This is a genomic window from Flavobacterium gelidilacus DSM 15343 (assembly GCF_000422685.1).
Classification (GTDB): domain Bacteria; phylum Bacteroidota; class Bacteroidia; order Flavobacteriales; family Flavobacteriaceae; genus Flavobacterium; species Flavobacterium gelidilacus.
The window spans coordinates 248,110-264,199 of record NZ_KE383904.1 but is presented as its reverse complement, the minus strand read 5'-3'; the positions used below and the strand labels follow the sequence as shown (position 1 = coordinate 264,199).

General features: G+C 30.6%; 15 protein-coding genes. 1 reads left to right on the top strand and 14 read right to left on the bottom strand.

Features of this window, described 5'->3' with window-relative positions; translation table 11 throughout:
* The first annotated feature begins 4 nt into the window (after window positions 1–4).
* Window positions 5–307 (top strand): heavy metal-binding domain-containing protein, encoded by a 303-nt coding sequence (locus G507_RS0113780; protein ID WP_026718036.1) that lies wholly within the window; start codon window positions 5–7, stop codon window positions 305–307.
* A gap of 71 nt (window positions 308–378) precedes the next feature.
* On the opposite strand, the gene G507_RS0113775 is transcribed toward G507_RS0113780, so the two are convergent.
* From G507_RS0113775 to G507_RS0113710, 14 genes are all read right to left on the bottom strand, one after another.
* A complete protein-coding gene (locus G507_RS0113775; RefSeq protein WP_026718035.1) occupies window positions 379–567 on the bottom strand; it encodes a YgaP family membrane protein in 189 nt (62 codons plus the stop codon).
* Between the two features lie 12 nt (window positions 568–579).
* Entirely contained in the window at window positions 580–885 is a 306-nt protein-coding gene (locus G507_RS0113770) for a hypothetical protein (RefSeq protein WP_026718034.1), read from the bottom strand.
* A gap of 5 nt (window positions 886–890) precedes the next feature.
* Window positions 891–4,121, bottom strand: coding sequence for an efflux RND transporter permease subunit (locus tag G507_RS0113765; RefSeq protein WP_026718033.1), 3,231 nt, complete (start codon window positions 4,119–4,121; stop codon window positions 891–893).
* 84 nt (window positions 4,122–4,205) lie between these two features.
* Window positions 4,206–5,297 (bottom strand): efflux RND transporter periplasmic adaptor subunit, encoded by a 1,092-nt coding sequence (locus G507_RS0113760; protein ID WP_026718032.1) that lies wholly within the window; start codon window positions 5,295–5,297, stop codon window positions 4,206–4,208.
* Window positions 5,298–5,389: 92 nt separating this feature from the next.
* The gene (locus G507_RS0113755; RefSeq protein WP_026718031.1) at window positions 5,390–6,703 is read right to left on the bottom strand and encodes a TolC family protein; all 1,314 of its coding nucleotides are present in this window, start codon (window positions 6,701–6,703) and stop codon (window positions 5,390–5,392) included.
* Between the two features lie 162 nt (window positions 6,704–6,865).
* Window positions 6,866–6,994: a hypothetical protein gene (locus G507_RS17945; RefSeq protein WP_281169401.1), complete on the bottom strand. Its 129-nt coding sequence runs from the start codon at window positions 6,992–6,994 to the stop codon at window positions 6,866–6,868.
* 47 nt (window positions 6,995–7,041) lie between these two features.
* A complete protein-coding gene (locus G507_RS0113745) occupies window positions 7,042–8,502 on the bottom strand; it encodes an NAD(P)/FAD-dependent oxidoreductase (protein WP_026718030.1) in 1,461 nt (486 codons plus the stop codon).
* Window positions 8,503–8,602: 100 nt separating this feature from the next.
* On the bottom strand, window positions 8,603–9,499 hold the full coding sequence (locus G507_RS0113740) for a hypothetical protein (protein ID WP_026718029.1): 897 nt from the start codon (window positions 9,497–9,499) through the stop codon (window positions 8,603–8,605).
* A 72-nt stretch (window positions 9,500–9,571) separates the two neighbouring features.
* On the bottom strand, window positions 9,572–10,276 hold the full coding sequence (locus tag G507_RS0113735) for a DUF6799 domain-containing protein (protein ID WP_026718028.1): 705 nt from the start codon (window positions 10,274–10,276) through the stop codon (window positions 9,572–9,574).
* A 196-nt stretch (window positions 10,277–10,472) separates the two neighbouring features.
* On the bottom strand, window positions 10,473–11,084 hold the full coding sequence (locus G507_RS0113730; RefSeq protein WP_026718027.1) for a DUF2202 domain-containing protein: 612 nt from the start codon (window positions 11,082–11,084) through the stop codon (window positions 10,473–10,475).
* 104 nt (window positions 11,085–11,188) lie between these two features.
* Window positions 11,189–12,226, bottom strand: a complete 1,038-nt coding sequence (gene cydB / locus G507_RS0113725; protein ID WP_026718026.1) for a cytochrome d ubiquinol oxidase subunit II — start codon at window positions 12,224–12,226, stop codon at window positions 11,189–11,191.
* Between the two features lie 10 nt (window positions 12,227–12,236).
* Window positions 12,237–13,583, bottom strand: coding sequence for a cytochrome ubiquinol oxidase subunit I (locus G507_RS0113720; RefSeq protein ID WP_026718025.1), 1,347 nt, complete (start codon window positions 13,581–13,583; stop codon window positions 12,237–12,239).
* Window positions 13,584–13,688: 105 nt separating this feature from the next.
* A complete protein-coding gene (locus G507_RS0113715) occupies window positions 13,689–14,813 on the bottom strand; it encodes an ABC transporter permease (RefSeq protein ID WP_026718024.1) in 1,125 nt (374 codons plus the stop codon).
* Window positions 14,814–14,892: 79 nt separating this feature from the next.
* Window positions 14,893–15,999, bottom strand: a complete 1,107-nt coding sequence (locus G507_RS0113710; RefSeq protein ID WP_026718023.1) for an ABC transporter permease — start codon at window positions 15,997–15,999, stop codon at window positions 14,893–14,895.
* Window positions 16,000–16,090: the final 91 nt, after the last annotated feature.

The window sequence follows — 16,090 nt, the reverse complement described above, 5'->3', positions numbered from 1 at the left end:
ACCAATGATTTTAACCACAACCAATTCCGTAGAAGATTATAAAATTTTAGCATACAGAGGTATTGTTTCGGGAATTGCTGTCAATAGTCAAAAAATGACCATGACTTTTAATATGGAAAAATATTACGAAGGCATTAGTGAAAGTGTTTCTGAAATCAAGGCAAAAGCTTTTGAAAAATTAACAGAAAATGCTGAAAAATTGAATGCCAATGCTGTGGTAGGAATCGCTGTTGACATAGAACTAACTTCAAGTGGCTATATCACTGTGAATATAACTGGAACCGCTGTTAGTATTGTAAACAGATAGTATATTTTAATTTATTATTAGTGATAAAAAAAGCCGTTTTAGAAATTAAAACGGCTTTTAAAAATTTTTATTTAGTCTTTCACTTTAAATACTTTTCGAAGTATATCTCCTAATAAGCACCAATTGGTGAATGATGATTGAAGCAGATTTGCTCCAACGAATAAAGTAAACCAATAAAAGTTTGGATTTACATACATTCCTAATAGAACACTTAGTATTATAAATATTCCTGCGATTCTTGTTATTAATTTATTTACCATTTTTTCTTTTTTTTAATTTGATTTTTCAATTGCCAAAACGGCTACATGAATATGTGAAAGCGTTTCTTGTTTTGCGTTAAACTCGTTAATAGAATCAAATAACATGTCAACATTTTCTTTTTTTACAAAGGCATAAAATAATATAGATTCTGATTTATTCATTTCGCTTGAAAACCAATTTGATTCTATTACATCTTCTGTATTATCTCTATATCCAATGACATTTTTATAAGAAAACGTTTCTACTTTTGCTTTTTTTAATTTCTGTTTGATTTCTTTTTCAAACTCTTTTATTGCTGTAATTATTAGTAGTTTCATAATGTTTATATATTAGATTCATCATTATTTTCTTTAATCACATCTTGTTTCTCCCATTTTTTACGTTCCACGATGTAATAAATTAATGGCACAACAATTAAGGTTAATACAGTTGAAACAATTGCTCCAAATACTAACGAAATGGCTAATCCTTGGAAAATTGGATCAAAAAGTATGATTACTGCTCCAATTACAACTGCCCCTGTTGTTAGTAAAATTGGCGTTGTTCTAACAGCTCCAGCTTCAATAATAGCTTGTTTTAAAGGAACACCATCGTTTAATCGTATTTCTATAAAGTCAATCAGTAAGACGGAATTCCGCACCATTACTCCTGCTAAAGCAATCATTCCAATAAAAGATGTTGCTGTAAAATAAGCTCCTAACAACCAGTGACCAAATACAATTCCGACTAATGAAAGTGGAATAGCCATCATCATGACCATTGGCGTTTTAAAGTTTTGAAACCATCCAACAATCAACATATAAATGATTACGATTACTACTCCAAAAGCAATTCCTAAATCACGGAATACTTCTAAGGTAATTTGCCATTCTCCATCCCATTTAACCGTGAAATCACTTTCATCTGTAGGTTGTTCCATGTACAGTTCATTTACCTTGTAGCCTTTTGGTAGTTTCATTTTTTGCAATTCTTCATTCATGCCTAAAATAGCATAAACAGGACTTTCTAAATCTCCAGCCATATCAGCCGTTACATAAACTACTCGTTTTTGGTCTTTTCTATAAATAGTTTTTTGTAACGTTCCTTCAACCACTTTTACCAAATCAGAAACTGGAACAACATTACCTCTACTTCCTTTAATTTTTAAGTTTTGAATATCTTGTAATGATGATTTGTCTTTATCATCTAACGAAAGAACGATTCCAACACTATTATTTGAATTTTCATCATACAGGCTTGAAACTGGATATTCTTTTAATAAATACGTCAGATTTCCAACTACTTGTTGAGGAGCAATTCCGTTAAGCATTGCTTTTTCTTTATCAACTTCTAAGGTGTATTCAACTTGATTGTCTTCTGTCATCCAATCCACATCTACAATATCCGCTGTTTTTTCAAGAATTCCTTTTACTTGATTGGCAACTTCAATTTGTTGTTTGTAATCTGGTCCATAAATTTCGGCAACTAAAGTGGATAAAACTGGTGGTCCAGGTGGAACTTCAATAATTTTGACATTAGCTCCGTATTTTTTAGCAATTTTTTGCACTTCTGGACGTACAATTTTTGCAATATCATGACTTTGTAAGTCACGATCTGCTTTGTGTAATAAGTTTACTTGAATATCAGCCATATTGCTTCCTCCACGCAAATCGTAATGACGAACTAGTCCGTTAAACGTGATTGGTGCAGAAGTTCCAATATAATTTTGATAATCTACCACTTCTGGAATTGTAGTCAAATATTGAGCAATTTCTTGTGTAACAGCAGCTGTTCTTTCTAACGTTGTTCCTTCAGGCATATCTACTACTACTTGAAACTCGTTTTTATTATCAAATGGTAGCATTTTAACTAAAACTGATTTCGTGAAAAACATCGCTACAGAACCCATTAACAACAAAACAGTAACTCCTAACATTACTCTACGTTTTGTAGAACTATCTAAAAATGGTCGTTCCAATTTATTGTACATTCTATAAATCCAAGAAGTTTCTAAACCTTGCTCTTCTTTCTCTTTTTGTTCGTCTTTTTCGTGTAATAAATGATATCCTAAATAAGGTGTCACCGTTAAAGCTACAAACAATGAAAGTAACATTGCAATAGAAGCACCAATTGGCATTGGACTCATATATGGTCCCATCATTCCTGATACGAAAGCCATTGGAAGAATCGCAGCAATTACGGTAAACGTTGCTAAAATCGTTGGATTTCCTACTTCGTTAATTGCAAAAATAGCTGCTTGTTTGAAAGGCAATCGCTTCATTTTGAAATGTCGGTGCATATTCTCGGCTATAATAATACTATCATCTACCACAATTCCTACTACGAAAACTAGTGCAAAAAGTGTAATTCTGTTCAAAGTATACCCTAACATGTAATAAGCAAATAGTGTTAATGCAAAGGTTAAGGGTACAGAAAAGAATACTACTAATCCACCACGCCAACCCATAGCTAACATTACTAAAAGCGTTACCGCAATAATTGCAATTCCAAGGTGCATTAATAATTCACCTACTTTGTGTGAAGCCGTTTCTCCGTAATTTCTAGAAACCTCAACATGCACATCATTTGTGATTAAATTTTTCTTTAGACCCTCGACTTTTTCAAGAATTTTATCTGAAATTTTCATCGCATCTGCACCTTTTACTTTTCCTACTGAAATCGTAACGGCTGGATATTCTGATTTGTTTTTGGTATATTTTTCATTCGCTTTTCCATATCCAAAAGACACATAACTACTTGGTGTTGCTGGTCCGTCTTGAATTTTAGCTACTTGTTTTAAATAAACGGGCATATTTGCATTTACGCCAATTACTAAGTTTTCTACATCTTCTGAATTTGATAAAAATTCTCCTGTTGTAACTAAAAACTCTTCGTCTTTTGACACAAAACTTCCTGATTGTGAGCTTCCATTATTGGCTTGAATCATTTGCATAATTCCAAGAGCATCTACTCCGTTTTCTGCCATTTTATCTTTGTCTAAAACCACTTTAAGCTGACGAGTTCTTCCACCAATTTCTTTAGTAATGGCAACATCTTTTACTTTTTCAATTTCAGAGGTAACTTCTTCTGCAATTTGACGAATTTCAAAATCGTTTAATGTTTCACTCCAAAGCGTTAACCCCAACATAGGAACATCGTCAATAGAACGTGTTTTTACCATTGGTTTATAAACACCTTTCGGGAAAATATTTTCGTTTTTCATCAACTCATCGTATAATTTCACATACGAACGCTCTGAATCTTCTCCCACATAAAACTGCACAATTATCATAGCTTGACCATTCATAGCCATACTATGTAAATGCTCCACTCCTTTGATGTTTGACAATACTTTTTCAAGTGGTTTTATGACACGACTTTCAACTTCTGCCGGACTTGCTCCTGGATAACCAATCATTACATCGGCCATTGGAACGTTAATTTGTGGTTCTTCTTCACGTGGAATTAAAAACGAACTATATACTCCAATTATCATCAAACCTACCATTAATAGAATGGTCAATTTAGAATTGATGAAAAAATGGGCTATTTTACCTGCTATACCTTCTTGCATAATTTTTTGTTTAAAAGTTTTTTTAGTTTTTTTAGTTTCAGGTTTCAAACTTTATGAAAACTGCGACTGAATACTAAAAACTAATTACTGAATACTAACTTTTACTCCGTTGTATAATTTTCCTTCTGCTGAAACTATGTATTTTTCATCTGCTGATAATCCTGATAGAACTTCTACTTGATTTCCGAATGATTTTCCTGTTCTTATCCAACGAAGAATGGCTACATTATTACTTACAGTATAAATTCCAGTTAATTGACCTTGATTTACTAATGCAGATTCTGGAACTAAAATCCTATCTGATTTTTTTGTTTCTGTTTCTGCTTTAGCCTTTGTTTTTTCAATAGGAAATTGAACATTTACGAACATTCCCGAAAGGATATTTTTATCTGTTTTATCTAAATTGATTTTTACTAAATATTGTCCACCAGTATTTGTTGCTGAACCACTAACTTCACTAACTTTCCCTTTTAATTGTTGGTTGGATGATTTTACTAAAACATCAACAGACATTCCGTTTTTGATTGAAGTTATATCTCCTTCAGAAACCATTGCCATTACTTGCATTAAGCCGTTTCCTTCTACACTTACTAAAGGCATTCCTGGGTTTGCCATATCACCTTCTTTTACGAAAGTATTTGTAACTTCTCCAGAAAATGGTGCTGTAATATTTGAGTAAGAAAATTGAGCCATAACTTCGTTACGCATTTGCTTTGCTCCTTCTAAACCAGCTTTTGCCATTTCGTAACGAGATGTCATATCGTCTAATTCTTTTTGAGAAGCACTTTGCTGTGAAAACAAAGTTTTAAAACGCTCATAATCTTTTTTTGCATTATTGAATCCTGCAGTTGCTTGTAAAATAGAAGCGTCAACTTGTGCTTTTTTAGCTTGTAAATCTGTGTTATTGATGCTTACCAATAATTGACCTTGACTTACTTTTTGTCCCATTTTTACATTGACTTTGGTTACGTAACCCATCATTCTTGTGCTTACATTGGCACTTTTTTGGGATTCGATTTTTCCACTTGCCGTTACAAATGGACTGTTATCGTTTTCTGTTGTTCCACTAACTTTTACTGCGATTGGAGTTTCAGTTGCGATTTCGTTTTTCTTTTCGTCACCACAAGAGATTAGGAAAAGAGCTGAAAGGATTAATGTCGTTATTTTTGTTTTCATCTTGATAATTTTATTTTTTTGGAACACAGATTTGAGAAATTTGAGAAATCTTAAAAATTTTGTCTTTTCTCTTTCTTCTCGTTTCTTTCATCTTATTTGGTTAAAAATTCTAAATATTTTTGGGTGAAATTATATTCAAAAACGGCTTGTAAGTATTCTAATTCTTTTTGGAATTGTAAGGTTTCTGAATTTAATAAATCGGTTGTTTTTTCTAAACCTTCTTTGAAACGATTTTCTCTAATTCTATAAGCTTCTTGTGATTGCTCTAAAGCTAATTTTGAAAGATTTACTTTGTTTTCAGCATCTACTAATTGACGATTGGTTTTATTTAATTCCAACTGACTTTGTGCTTTGTATTGTTGACTTTCGGTTTGAGCTTTGTCATAATCTGCTTTTGCTTTTTGATATTTTCCGATAGTTTTGTATCCATCAAAAACACTCCAAGATAATTGAGCTCCAACTGTATATCCTTTTGCACCAGTTTGAAAAACTTTGGTATCATATAATTCATAACTTCCAAAAGCGTTTAGTCTTGGTAAGAAACCCATTTTATTCATTTGTGTCATTTGTCCGTAAGCTTCTACCGACTTATCCATAGCTAAAATGTCTTTTCTGTTGGAAATCAATTTTGGGTCAAATGATGAAATTTCTATAACTTTTTCAATATCTTCAGTTGGTTTGAAAACTTTGTTTGTATTATCTTCATTTAGTAAAAAAGCTAAATAATCCGAAGCATTTTGAACATTAGATTTAGCATATTGCAATTGATTTTTGATTTCATTTACACGAACTTGAACAGAAAGTAAATCCGTTTTTTGAAGCATACCTTGTTTAGCGTAATTCTCTACTAATTTAAGATTTGCTTGTCCAGTTATGTTTGCCTTTTCTAAAACGGCAACCGCTTTATAAGCTAATTGTAATTGCATAAACGACTTATTTACTTCGAGTTGTAAATATTCTTTCGTTCTTTCGGTTTGCAGTTGAAAAGCTTCGTATTTTGATTTAGCAGCTTGTCTTCCGTAAAAACCATCTACATTAATTAAAGGTTGTAACACTTCAATTTTAGTGGCAAAGTTTTGCGTTTTGTTTGGATTATTCAATAAGGCTGGATTAAAATCGGAGGCTGTTAAAATTTCCTGATTCAATTTAGAACCAAAAGCCATTAAAGGATTTGTTGTAGAAATTGCAGTGTGTGAAGCCGAAATACTTGGTAAAAACAAAGAATTCGATTGATTATAATCTGCTTTTGCTGAAGCTGCATTTTTTTCTGCAATTTTGATTTGCAAATTATTATCGTTTACTTTTTCTAAAATTTCTTTTTTAGAAATAGCAATGGTATCTTGACCTGAAGCATTAAAAGCTAAGGTAAAAATTCCAATTAAAGTGAGTACTAATTTATTCTTCATGGTTATTAACTTATTTATCACAAAAGTAGTTCAAGATTAAAGCGTAGTCTGTAACAAGAGTTACACTGTGTTTTATAAAAGAAAAGAGGCTGTTTACTTCAATTTAAACAACCTCTAATACTAACCAATAAACTAAAAACAATCATCAATTAAGACGATTTTCTATCGCGTTCCTCCATGACCTCCTGCTACGATTTTAATAATTCTAAAATTTAAATAGAAAAACTTAAAAAACTGTAAAATTGGATTTTGCATTTTGGCGTGCTGTGATTTTGATATTCTTTGTGTCATTTTTTTATTTTTTTTGTTGTCAGTTGACAATTATTAGTCTTTATATTCTATTCAGGAATTAACCACCAAAAAGGAAGCATTTTTGCTTTGTATATGAACGCATAGTGTAAAGATAATTTTACCCAATGTCCAGCTAAACCAATATCTCCAAACGTTTTGTTTATATCTCTTCCTCCTGTTTCTGGGTATTTTTTATAATCTGGAACAATTGGAAAAGTTGTTATACTTACACCACTTCCTTTTGTCATTCCAAAACCAGCTGAAGCTATACAAGCAGCACCCATATTTCCCATAGAACCTTTGTGGTGTAATGATTCTTTACCAGATTTGATTGAATCAATTATGTTATCAGCAACTAATCTTGCTGTAATTCCAGAAGGCATTCCTGTTCTTGGTGGTGCTGGAGAAATATCTGTTCCATTTTTACTCTTACGAGGTCTTGAAATAGCATGAGGTGGTGCAAAAGCAATTCCAGGTGCAAAAATATTTTTATAAGATGGATTTTGATAGGTTTCTGGCCAATCTTGAACGGTCCATTCTTCGTAAGGTCTTGGAGTATAATCGGCATCCACTATCATAAATCCTTTGAATAATTTATCTGTGATATCTGCATCATTTTTATCGTACGCTTTAAATCCGTGTCCAGAAAAAGCTGGTATTAACATGGCAAAATCATAAGTTTCTGATTTGTATTCTCCTTCTAAATTTTCATAATGAGCAATTCCATCTTCAATTTTATTGACACCAGCACCTAAAATCCATTTGATACCTCTGTCTTCAAAAATCATTTCGATCATGTCTTTGGATTTCATATTGAAACCATTGTAATCCATTAACATACCATCCATTCCAAAATCACCTAAGTCATTTTCATTGGAAATCCATGTAACATCTACTTTATCTCTAACACCATGTCTGACTAACTCTTTTTCTACATTTAATATATATTCAAATGCTGCACCTTGACAAGTTGCTTTAGCGTGACCAGTTCCGATAAGAATTTTAGCTTTTTTATCTGATTTTTTTAGTTGATCAATTAAATCTTTTAAACCATGCCAAGCGTGTTCTGCGTGATCATAAGTACAAACAGAAAAGGCTTTATTAGTTCCTGGATTTAAACCTTCCGTCATATCGAAAGCTAATTTTGGTCCAGTTGCGTTGATTAGATAATCATAGGTTACATTTTCTTGTGTACCTTTTTTTTCTCCAAAAACATATTCAACCGCAACATATGGTTTATCTTCTGTTTTATTTCCTTCAGGATGAAAAGAAACTACTTTGGCTTGTTTGTAACCAATTCCTTTTCTTTTGTATAAAGGTTCTAAAGGAAAGATTAATTGTTCAGCTTTCATTCTACCAATTCCCACCCAAATATTGGAAGGAACCCATTGGTAATTTCGATTAGGAGAAACTACAAGAACTTCGTGTTCTTTACCTAATTTTCTTCTTAAATGTGCAGCAGCTGTATGACCAGATATTCCTGCACCTAATATTACTATTTTTGACATCTTACTTAGTTTAATACTTCAAAATTAGTTTATTACTTATCTTCCTACTGCTACATTTGTTACAGATAAAAAAAGTACTTTTAAGATTGAAATATGGTTTTTATTTATTGTCTTTTCTTGTGTTAAACCAATAACTAATTCCTGCTGACCAATAAAAAACATCCTTAAGATTTTCTTTAAAAACAGCATCTTCAGTTGTGAACGTTGCATTACTTTGAGGAAATGCTAACTGGGGTGTAATTGAAATTATAAATGATTTATAATAATAATTAATTGGCATACTTAATTCTATACTAAGTAAATTAAACTTGTTAACTTCATTAATATCTATAACTACAAATTCAACTTGTTGGTTTTGTCCACTTCCATTACCCGCAATTTGATTATTTCCTGTTTTATTATACTTGTAATATTCTTCATAAAAATATTGAGAGCCAGCATATAAGCTTAAGGTTGGAATAATCTCAAAACTTTCGTCTCTTGTATGAATTTCCTTAACTAAATGAGCTCCAACAAAAAAATCAGGATTACTATTTTTATTAAAATAAGTACTTGCTGTTAAAGACGTTTTAATTATATTTAAATCATAACTAATTATTGCAGAAACATCTGCTACAATTTCAGATTGAATATTATAACTTATATCATTAAAGAAGTATTTTGTTCCTGAAACATAACCACTAAATTTTTTAGATTCAAAACGATATCCTGCTGTAAACAAAAATAAATCTACTCGGTTTTCATTTGATTTAGTAAGGTAAGACAAAGATGCATCCGCAAAAAAACCTGAAGCATCATAATAACCAATAGAAGGAACTAAATATGGTGCAGTAATAGAGTCATTACGCCCCATAAAAACGGCATCATTTTGAAAACTAACATCTGTTAATATATATGATTTTAATTTATTTATTTGTGTATTAGTACTATCCTGTGCAAACAAGTAAATTGGTAAGCAAAAAGTTAATACATATAATAAAATGTTGCTATTTTTCATTTTAGATGAGTTTAATAAGAAAATAAAGAAGTCTTCATATTAACTCCTTTATTTTCTAATGAATTAAAAAGGTCAATTTCCTTTTTTAGCCTTTGTCATTTTTTTAACGGTTGGTTTTTTTTGTGTTTTATTTTTTATAATTTTTTTATTTGCCTTACTGTTTTTTTGGACAAGCATTTTTCTTTGTTGGTTCATGTTTTTATGCATTTCACCATCCATATTCAAACACTCACCTTCTTTAAGACGCATTTGTTTTTGATTTTTATTTTGGTAAGTACCATCAGGATTAACTACTGTACCATCACCAAGACTAAGTTGTTTTTGCAAACGTGTTTGATCTTGTGTTCTAATTTGATATAACTCTCCATCTATAAGAGTTAATTGATAACGATTTTGATTTCTTTCTCTAATTTGATTTTCGTTCAAATTCTTATTTTCTTGTTGCATTCTTTGTCTATACTGATATTCATTGGTATAAACATTTCCATCCATATCTATACATTCGTCATTACGTAAACGCAATTTTTCTCCATCTCTTTTTTGATAAGTACCATCCGTTTCTACCAAAGTACCATCACTTAATGTTAGTTTATCTTTTAATCTTAATTGATCACGATCTCTAATTTGTAGAACATCACCATCAACTAACATAAGATGTACTCTATCTCGGTCCTGGTCTTGATCCTTGTCTCTATCTTGATCTTTAATTTGATCTTGTGCAATTAACGAAGTAGTACTTAAAACTACTAATGCGAATAACCATAAAATTTTTTTCATTAGATAAGTATTTAGAATTAATATTACTCAAATTTAAGCAATTTACAATCTTAAAAATATGATAATTATCAGTTTACCAGCAACTTAACAAAAAAAATCATTAAAACGTTTTATTGATATATATAAAATGTTTATGAATTTGAAATATTTACCTTAACCTAAAAAAAAAGTGCCTTAAAAAAGACACTTTTAAAATTTAATTGCATTGTTCGTGAGAACCATTGAGTATATTTTCATATTCTTCAATCGTCAAAAATTGGGGAATGTATATAGATTCATTGTTATTGATTGCTGAAACAAAACTTCTTAAATGATTTCTTGATCCACATTGTAGACTTTGATAGGTTGAAATTAAAACTTGATTTGTAGATTCATTAATATAATCTTCTAAATCAACTATGTCTAAATCTTCAATTGTTGCTCCTATTTGTAAAGCATATGAATTGCTTATTTGACCATCAATAACAAATTGATTGTATAAATTTTGTAAATTTTCATTATCGAATTGCCCTTCTGGGAGGATAGTATAATCTATATTATTTTGATCTAAAATAGTTTTAATAGAATTCATATGTGTTTGCTCACTATTTTTAATATTGTCAAACTGATTCATACTCCAAAGATTATTCATATAAATATAAGTATCTCTTGCCAATTTTTCTTCTTCCAACATAAACAATAATCCTACTTTTTCCTCTTCAGTTAAAGAAATAGTATCAGAAACTGTATTATTGCTCTCATTGTCATCACATGAAACGGCAAACAAGGCAATTATCATTGCACTCGCTAAAAATAAATTTGATTTCATTTTGTTTTATTTTAAAATTAATAATCAAATTTAACACCATAAAAATCAATTATAAGCCACATTTGTTACATAAAAAAAGTGCCTTAAAAAAGACACTTTTGAATTTAATAACTAGTATCATCTAGTTTAACTTTACCGTAAAATGTTCTGTAGAGAAATATGAAATAACCTGCTAATAAAGGAGTTCCAATTACTACTATTGTAAGCATGATTCCTAAAGATTTTTGAGAAGATGCAGCGTTATATATAGTTACACTATGTTCTGGATGTATTGTTGAGGGCAATAAAACAGGATATAATTGAAAAGCAACTAACATCAATAAAAAAGCCATCGTTAAGGATGAAAATATTAATGCTTGTCCATATTTTTTCTTAGATACTAATCTAGGCACATTTGCAACTGCTAAAAATGATAATAAAGGTAATATGAAAAATGCTGGTGTTTCTTTAAAATTATCTGTTACACCTGGAGTAAAGATTAAAGTATATAAAGATGTAATTGAAAAACTTACAATAAAAAAAATCATTCCTTTTTTTAATAAGAATGTTAATCTAGCATGTAATCTTCCTTCTGTTTTTAATAACAAGAAAATAGCTCCTTGTGTCATAAAAATCGATAATGTCGTAAATCCTGTCATGATTGCATAAGGACTTAAAAATGAAAAGAAAACACCACCTTGATAACTGAAGTTTGGACCAATTTCGAAACCTTGTAGCACATTTCCTAAAACAACTCCTAATAAAAAAGCAATGGATACATTAGATACAAAATAGGTAATATCCCACATTTTTCTCCACCAAAGCATTTCTTCTGCACTTCTAAATTTTATGGATGTAGAACGAAGTACCAAAAACATTAAAAACAACATAAAAGGAACATACATCGAAGATAACATCGTAGCATACATTACCGGAAATCCTGCAAACAAAGCTCCACCACCAATAATTAACCAAACTTGATTGGCATCCCAAATTGGACCAATAGCGTTTATGGCGATTCTTCTACTAATATCTTTTTTAAAAAATAAATGCCAAGCTCCAGCACCATAATCAAAACCTTCTAAAATTGCATATCCTGAAAATAACAATCCAACTACTAAAAACCAAAGTGTGGGATAATCTATACCTAAAAATGTTTCCATATTTTTTTATTTAAATAATTTCTAAAGGATTTACAGCTTCATCATAAGGACCATGTTTTATTTTTTTATTTAAAGAATATAAAAATAAAATCAACAATAAACTATAAACAACTGTAAACATGACTAATGAAAACACTATTTGATTTGCTGAAACTTCTTGAGAAAATCCTTGACTTGTTCGTAAATGTCCATAAACAATCCAGGGTTGCCTTCCCATTTCAGCCGCAAACCATCCTGCTTGATTGGCTATTTGTGGTAAAATAACCGAAAATGAAAATATCCACATCAACCATTTTTTTTCAAATAATTTGCCTCTCCACCATAAAAAACTAGCATAAAAAGTAATTGCTATTAAAAACATTCCAATAGAAATCATAATATGATAAAACTGAAAAACGGCATTAACTTGTCCAGGTCTATCTTCTTCAGGAAATGCATTTAAACCTGTAATTGGTGCTTGAAAGTCTTGATGAACTAAAAATGATAATCCTCCAGGCAATCCTAAACCAGTTACCTTTTGATTTTTATTATCCACCCATCCCAAAAGATATAAATCAGCTGGAGCTGACTTTTCATAATGACCTTCCATTGCAGCTAATTTTGCAGGTTGATTTACAGCAACTCCATCTGCAGAACTATGACCTGAAAGCAATTGAGTGAACGAAACTACTGTAGCTACGACTAAAGCAATTTTAAAAGCTCTTTTAGACAATTCAACGTATCTTCCTTTTCTAATGTAATATGCATGAACACTCAATACTAAAAAGGCACCTGCTAAAAAAGCTCCTTGCCAAACATGAATAATTCTATCTACACTTGACGGATTAAAAACCATAGCCCAAAAATCTGTTACTTCTGCACGAGCATTTAATCCCTCTCCAACAATATGATAACCTGCTGGTGTTTGTTGCCAACTATTTGCTACAACTATCCAAACCGCAGAAAACATTGAGCCTAAAAACACTCCTATTGTTGAAATAAAGTGAACTTTAGGTGAAACCCTATTCCATCCAAAAATTAAAATTCCTAAAAAAGTACTTTCTAATCCGAAAGCAAATAAACCTTCAGCTGCTAATGCACTTCCAAAAATGTCCCCAACATATTTTGAATAAACGGCCCAGTTGGTTCCAAATTCAAATTCCATAATAATTCCTGTTGCAACACCTATTCCAAAAGTTATTGCGAAAATTTTTAACCAAAAACGAGTTAAAACTTCATATTCTTTATTTCCAGTTTTTAGATACAAACCTTCCATAATAACCATAATTAAACCAATACCAATACTTAAAGGTGGATAGATATAATGAAAGGCAATTGTGAAAGCAAACTGAATTCTTGCTAATATTTCAACATCCATAACGTGTTATTTTTTATTGAGTACAAAATTATCTATATTTAACATGGTTTTAAGTAACAAGCGTTACATATTTCAAACTTTAACTAATGTTCATTAAAAATAGCCTTAATTTGACTTCCTGTAACTCCAAACAGCCAAACCATTTATGGCAAAAGCAAAAAGAGCTATTATGCCTAATTGTATTTTTATTTCTTGAAAACCAGCACCTTTTAGCATAACCATTCTGATTACTTCTACAAAGTAACGAATTGGATTGAGCAACGTTATTTTTTGAGCCCAAGTTGGCATACTTTCTATAGGTGTAAAAAGTCCACTCATTAAAATAAAAATTACGGTAAAAAACCAAGCAATAAACATAGCTTGCTGTTGGGTTTCAGTGTGATTAGAAATAAACAAACCAATACCTAAAATGAGGATTAAATAAACAGAAGTGAAACCGTAAATCAAGAAAATATTTCCTAAAATGGGTACGTTAAAAACTAGTTTTGCAATGATTAATCCAACTGTTAAAACCATTAAACCTATTACCCAAAAAGGAAATAATTTTCCGATTATAAATTGGTATTTTTTGATTGGTGTTACGTTAATTTGTTCTAAAGTTCCAATTTCTTTTTCGCGAACAATATTCATTGAGGACAAAAACAAAGACAACATAGTAACTAATAAAACCAAAATTCCTGGAACCATAAAAGTTTTATAATTTAGGGTTTTGTTGTACCAAAATGATGGAATGGTTTCTATATTTTGAGGTTTTACAAGCATTGCATCGTTATATTGAAATAATTTGGTTTGAATTTTTTGATTAAAACCAGCAATAATTTGCATAATGTAAACATTAGTCACACCTGCAGCTGCTCCATCAATAGCATTAATGCTCACTAATAAATTAGATTTTTTATCTTTTAATAGGTTTTTTTCAAAATAAATTGGAATTTCTAAAATGACATCTACTGTTCCTTTTTGCATTTCTAAATTGGCTTCTTTTTTGGAAGGAAATTCATTTATGATTTTGAAATAGTGTGAAGTTTCAAATTTACTAATCAATTCGCGTGAAGCTGCTGAATGATCTTTATCTACATAAGAAAACTTGATGTTTCTTACTTCAAAACTGGCTGCATTAGATAATACGATTAGTTGCACCAAAGGCAAAATAAAAATAATAGGTAGCATTCCTTTATTTCTAAAAATTTGCTTGAATTCTTTTTGTATGATGAATAATATTGTTTTCATTTTATTTCGTTTTTGACACGAAGACACGAAGTTTTTTTTATTGAAATTGATATTGTCATTGCAATTGATATTGAGTATTTCATTCTAATCGTATTTTATATTTTTTGATACTTACTACTATGAAAAACAAAGTCATGGCTACCAAAATTACTGTTTCTTTCCAAATTAAAGCTAGGCTTGATCCTTTTAGCATAATGGCTTTGATGATAATGATAAACCATTTAGCTGGAATTATATTGCTGATAATTTGCAAAGGAAATGGCATACTTGAAATCGGAAAAATAAATCCGGATAACAAAATTACGGGTAACATTAGTCCAAATAACGAAATCATCATAGCTGTTTGTTGTGAATTAGAAACAGTTGAAATTAAAATTCCCAATGACAAGGCACAGATAATAAACAATACACTTTCAAAAGCGAGTAAAAACAGACTTCCTTCAATAGGCATTCCAAAGACAAAAAAGCCTAATAACACAATAACTGTTGCGTTAATAATGGATAAAAAGATGTACGGAAACACTTTGCCAATAATAACTTGAATGGGTTTTAATGGTGAAACAAGTAAAATTTCCATCGTACCTAATTCTTTTTCACGTGTGATAGAAATTGAAGTCATCATAGCCGAAACCAACATTAAAATGACTGTCATTACTCCAGGAACAAAGGTAAAAACACTTTTCATTTCTGGGTTGTAATACAACTGTGTTTGCGTTTGAATTTGGTAAGCTGGATTTATATTGGCATTTTTTTCGGTTGCATGATTCTGTAAAATTGAATTGATATAATTGGAAATAGTGTTTGCCATATTGGGATCAGTTGCATCGGTAATGACTTGTACTTTAGCTGCTTTTTTAGTTTCTAAATGTTTAATAAAATCTTTTTCGAAAACTAAAACAGCTTTGACTTTTCCTTTTTTAAATATAGATTCAATTTGATTTTCGGATTGAATTCCTTGCTCTATACTAAAGTAACTTGAAGCTGAAATTTTGTTGATTATTTGTTGTGTTTCTGTATCTTTTGATTGATCTAAAACAGCAATTTTTACGTTATTAATTTCGTTGGTAATGGCAAAACCAAACAACATAATTTGCGCAACTGGCATTCCGAAAAGGATGAACATGGAACGTTTGTCACGAAAAATGTGATAGAATTCTTTTTTTACAAAACCGATGAATCTTTTCATTTTATTATTTTTTAACCGCGAAGTCCGCAAAGAATTATGCACAGTTCGCAAGGTTTTAATTTTTGGAACACAGATTTACTTCGTCAGTTCG

Excerpts from the sequence above, each read along its gene's own strand:
- G507_RS0113780 (WP_026718036.1), top strand. The coding sequence starts at position 5 with ATGATTTTAACCACAACCAATTCCGTAGAAGATTATAAAATTTTAGCA.
- G507_RS0113775 (WP_026718035.1), bottom strand. The coding sequence starts at position 567 with ATGGTAAATAAATTAATAACAAGAATCGCAGGAATATTTATAATACTA.
- G507_RS0113770 (WP_026718034.1), bottom strand. The coding sequence starts at position 885 with ATGAAACTACTAATAATTACAGCAATAAAAGAGTTTGAAAAAGAAATC.
- G507_RS0113765 (WP_026718033.1), bottom strand. The coding sequence starts at position 4,121 with ATGCAAGAAGGTATAGCAGGTAAAATAGCCCATTTTTTCATCAATTCT.
- G507_RS0113760 (WP_026718032.1), bottom strand. The coding sequence starts at position 5,297 with ATGAAAACAAAAATAACGACATTAATCCTTTCAGCTCTTTTCCTAATC.
- G507_RS0113755 (WP_026718031.1), bottom strand. The coding sequence starts at position 6,703 with ATGAAGAATAAATTAGTACTCACTTTAATTGGAATTTTTACCTTAGCT.
- G507_RS17945 (WP_281169401.1), bottom strand. The coding sequence starts at position 6,994 with ATGACACAAAGAATATCAAAATCACAGCACGCCAAAATGCAAAATCCA.
- G507_RS0113745 (WP_026718030.1), bottom strand. The coding sequence starts at position 8,502 with ATGTCAAAAATAGTAATATTAGGTGCAGGAATATCTGGTCATACAGCT.
- G507_RS0113740 (WP_026718029.1), bottom strand. The coding sequence starts at position 9,499 with ATGAAAAATAGCAACATTTTATTATATGTATTAACTTTTTGCTTACCA.
- G507_RS0113735 (WP_026718028.1), bottom strand. The coding sequence starts at position 10,276 with ATGAAAAAAATTTTATGGTTATTCGCATTAGTAGTTTTAAGTACTACT.
- G507_RS0113730 (WP_026718027.1), bottom strand. The coding sequence starts at position 11,084 with ATGAAATCAAATTTATTTTTAGCGAGTGCAATGATAATTGCCTTGTTT.
- cydB (WP_026718026.1), bottom strand. The coding sequence starts at position 12,226 with ATGGAAACATTTTTAGGTATAGATTATCCCACACTTTGGTTTTTAGTA.
- G507_RS0113720 (WP_026718025.1), bottom strand. The coding sequence starts at position 13,583 with ATGGATGTTGAAATATTAGCAAGAATTCAGTTTGCTTTCACAATTGCC.
- G507_RS0113715 (WP_026718024.1), bottom strand. The coding sequence starts at position 14,813 with ATGAAAACAATATTATTCATCATACAAAAAGAATTCAAGCAAATTTTT.
- G507_RS0113710 (WP_026718023.1), bottom strand. The coding sequence starts at position 15,999 with ATGAAAAGATTCATCGGTTTTGTAAAAAAAGAATTCTATCACATTTTT.